At 61.4% G+C, this 3,284-nt stretch carries 5 protein-coding genes and 1 pseudogene; 3 read left to right on the forward strand and 3 right to left on the reverse strand.

Features of this window, described 5'->3' with window-relative positions:
• The first annotated feature begins 351 nt into the window (after positions 1-351).
• Both QZY44_RS27920 and QZY44_RS35980 read left to right on the forward strand, forming a co-directional pair.
• Positions 352-699, forward strand: coding sequence for a UPF0175 family protein (locus tag QZY44_RS27920; RefSeq protein WP_295455794.1), 348 nt, complete (start codon positions 352-354; stop codon positions 697-699).
• On the forward strand, positions 668-820 hold the full coding sequence (locus tag QZY44_RS35980) for a DUF3368 domain-containing protein (protein WP_365305427.1): 153 nt from the start codon (positions 668-670) through the stop codon (positions 818-820). Before QZY44_RS27920 ends, QZY44_RS35980 begins: the two co-directional genes overlap by 32 nt.
• Before the next feature lie 321 nt (positions 821-1,141).
• On the opposite strand, the pseudogene QZY44_RS27925 reads toward QZY44_RS35980, so the two are convergent.
• Together QZY44_RS27925 and QZY44_RS27930 are read right to left on the reverse strand one after the other, a co-directional pair.
• Positions 1,142-1,378: pseudogene (locus QZY44_RS27925) on the reverse strand (transposase domain-containing protein); the annotation flags it as partial.
• A 152-nt stretch (positions 1,379-1,530) separates the two neighbouring features.
• Positions 1,531-1,713, reverse strand: coding sequence for an integrase (locus tag QZY44_RS27930; RefSeq protein ID WP_295455796.1), 183 nt, complete (start codon positions 1,711-1,713; stop codon positions 1,531-1,533).
• A gap of 179 nt (positions 1,714-1,892) precedes the next feature.
• Between QZY44_RS27930 and QZY44_RS27935 the strand changes: the two genes are divergently transcribed.
• Positions 1,893-2,285 (forward strand): hypothetical protein, encoded by a 393-nt coding sequence (locus QZY44_RS27935; protein ID WP_295455798.1) that lies wholly within the window; start codon positions 1,893-1,895, stop codon positions 2,283-2,285.
• Here the strand turns inward: QZY44_RS27935 and QZY44_RS27940 are convergent.
• Entirely contained in the window at positions 2,276-3,064 is a 789-nt protein-coding gene (locus tag QZY44_RS27940; RefSeq protein ID WP_295455800.1) for an IS1595 family transposase, read from the reverse strand. The two genes, QZY44_RS27935 and QZY44_RS27940, sit on opposite strands and share 10 nt — an antisense overlap.
• Positions 3,065-3,284: the final 220 nt, after the last annotated feature.

A 3,284-nucleotide genomic window follows, 5' to 3' on the forward strand; every position in this document is an offset into this window, starting at 1 on the left:
CAAGCAGCGCCTGCCGAGCGAGATCGAACCGGCGATCCCGGCGGCCGTGCCGGCCATTCTGGTGCGCAAGGCCGGCGATTTCCCCGCTTTGTGGGAGCGTGACAGTTCATTCGTCGCGGTGATGGAGGAGTTTTACCAGCGCGTGCGGGAGAAGAACCGGGACCTTCTGTAGCAAGGCGGTCGGTCTATGCCACTTCTCGACGGCCCGGCGCAGGGTGGACCCCACCGCACGTCCGGTTGAGCACCTGTTCCCGGGTTACGATGTGCATCCCAAGGACATCCCAGCCGTTACATGGGTGCGTCGAGCGAGTAAACTGAAGATCAATCCGAAACCGAAACGCGGAGGCCATCGTGGCAGCGGTAAAGATCGAGATCCCCGAGGACGTCTTGGATTCGGCGCGCCTGACGCCGGCTGAGGCGAAACGGGAACTGGCATTGGCCCTGTATTCGCAACAGCGGCTGTCGGCGGGCAAGGCCCGAGCCTTTGCTGGGCTGTCGCTATGGGAATTCAGGCAATTGTCTGCGTCCCGCGGTGTTCCGGTTCATTTTGACGAGTCTGAATTGGCCGATGATCTCAAGGCCATCGATTGCTGGGAGCATTTGCACTCTGATCCTGATAGACGAGTTGGACGGTCGGCATCAGGCCAGGCGACAAGGTCTCACCACGATGGGCGTCGCGGGTGTTCTCCTGCTCGGTAAACGCCGGGGACTTATCGGTTCCGTCAAACCCTTGCTCGACGATCTGCGTCTGCGTGCGCGCTTTTGGTTGAGCCAATCCGTCTACGAGCAGGTGCTCTCAGAGGCCCGAGAGTTCCCATAAACAATCAGGAGCGCGGGGGCTGGGCTCGAGCAATTGCGTACGTCCGACTTGCTGAGTTCTCGGTAGCCGCTGTTGGTACCTCTCCCAGCGGTACTGTGACAGGGTTTCGCCACCGCCTGTGGCCCACGTTGCGCGCCGCATCGGTCGTCTTCTCGCAGAAAACGTGGAGCGCCCTACCCGTTCTGTTCTGAATACGCGTCCACCACGGGGAGATAGCCGTGCTGCTGACGCCGCTTTCCGATCGCGTGGATCTGCGCCAGTCCATCCGCATAGGATGACACGCCCGTAGTGCGATAAGCGGTCTCTACGCGGCGTCGTTGTTCAGGACCGCCGGTTGTGCAAATCTGACCGCAGTGGGTTGTCGGCGAAGTGCTGCGTCCACAACCGCGGGATGAGCAGGTGGACCTCGGAGGCGGGATGGCGGTCGATGCGCTGGAGCACGTCGACCAGGTAGTCATAGGGGTCGATATCATGCAGGCGGCAGGTGACGATCAGGCTCTGCACGGTGGCGACCGCCTCGGCGCCAACCTCGGTCGAACAGAAGAGCCAGTTGTTCCGATTATGGCGAGCTCGGCATAAACGGCGTTATGTGCAGCTCCGGATTATGTGCAGTTCCGCCAGCACCTCCGGGTTCCCGGGAGGTAACTGGCCGAGCGGCTTGGATTTACGGCCCTGGTCGGCGCCGCAGCGACAGCACCGCCTGCGCATAATCAGAGGCTGTCCAGGAAAGCCAGCAGGGTCGGCGACGGCACAAAGCGCGGCTGGCCGATGGGCGGTGCCTGAAGCGTGGCCAGCGCCTGCTCCTTCATCCGCAAATCGGCTTCCAGGTACTGGTGGGTGGTTTCGATGCTTTCGTGCCCCAGCCATAGGGCGATCAGGGGTCTGACAATCATTGGAACGATTATGGAAAGCTTTCCATAATCGTTCTTATGGAAAGCCCCGGATTATGAGAAGTATGCTGTCTCAGGGCGACAGCAGTCCTCGGATATTTCGAGGATTTTCCATCTTCCAGCTCTGAAGTCGCTTTCCATAATGCTGCCGTCCTTCAGGGCACCAACTGAAGGAGAGCAGCATGCTTACGGCCTACTTCAAGAATCCCCAGACGCTGTCGCGGTATCAGGAAGGCCCCGCTGGCCCGGATCTGGAGGAGTTCTCTGCCTGGCTTACACATAAGGGATACCAGCGTTCATGCGTCCGCCGGTGCGTTCGCGCCGCTCATCGTTTCACCCTGTGGGCCAACAACGTCGGGCTGGCCTTGCCACAGCTCAATCGGGAGGCATTGGAGGCCTTTAGCAAACAGCTCCCGCAACCGCACGCCGGCGGCTTTGATCACGTTGTTGACGGCGCTCGCCACTTCGTGGATTTCCTCACGGCCATGGGTCGCCTGGCGAACCCGGAGCCGCCCCCGTCAACAGCGCCGGAGGCGGCGCTGATGATCGCCTTTCGCCGTCCTGATTACCAATGAGCCTCAGCCAACTTAAGCAACCGGTAGGGCATGGGCGGAGTGCGCACGGCCGCATAGCCCAAGCGCGGCAGCATGGCCGCCAGGTCGAAACGACGGTTGAAGCGGTAGCAGAACTCTGCCAGATAGCGCGGGAGATGGTTGGGGCTGGCCTGGTGGTAGGTGCCGTGCATCGCGTTCTTGACGTTTCCGATCATCGTGTTGACCCAGTGAAATTCAGGGCCTGCATCGGCAATGCCGCGAAAACAGCCCAGCCCATCGGAGACGACGATGCTGTCGGGATGCAGGATCTTGTTCGGCGAGCCGCGCCCCGGGGCCTCCCCGTGACACTCGCCGCCCCAGTACGCGTCGTCGATGGCGATCACCCCGGTCAGTTGCCGATCGGCGTCGCGCTCCAGCATGGTCTGCAGGAGTTTGTGCTTGATGCTCCAGGCCGTGGGATAGGACACGCCCAGTTGGCGCTTGAGCTCCAGCGCGGAAATGCCGTTTTTCTGCTGCGTCAGCAAATACATAGCCAGAAACCACACGGTCAGCGGCAGCTTGGTGTAAGCGAAAATGGTGCCCGCGGTGACCGAGGTCTGGTGGCGGCAATGCTTGCACTGGAGCAGCCCGCGGGTGCGCACCTCGACATAACCGGTACTCTGCGCGCAGGCCGGACAGACGAAGCCCGCCGGCCAGCGCCACGCGAACAGCGCCGCCACACACTGGGTGGTCGTCCCGTATTCCTCCTGAAACGCAAACAAACTCAGACCTTTCTGGAACTGAACCCGGTTCTTCGCCATGTCGATGCCCCTCGCTGCTTACGTTGCCGCCAGTGTACTATCAACAGGGCCAGAAAGCTGAGTCTTGTTGGTAATCAGGTCCGCGTTTGAACATCTCGATCGCCGTCTCGCGCGTCACTGGCGGAAACAGCGGGAGCCTCATGAGCATGGTGGGATATTTGGGGGTGCGCACATTGCAGTCGGTTCCAGCCCCCGCTGGCGTGCGACGCTATCCAGCGCC

This window comes from uncultured Thiodictyon sp., assembly GCA_903837595.1.
Taxonomy (GTDB): domain Bacteria; phylum Pseudomonadota; class Gammaproteobacteria; order Chromatiales; family Chromatiaceae; genus Thiodictyon.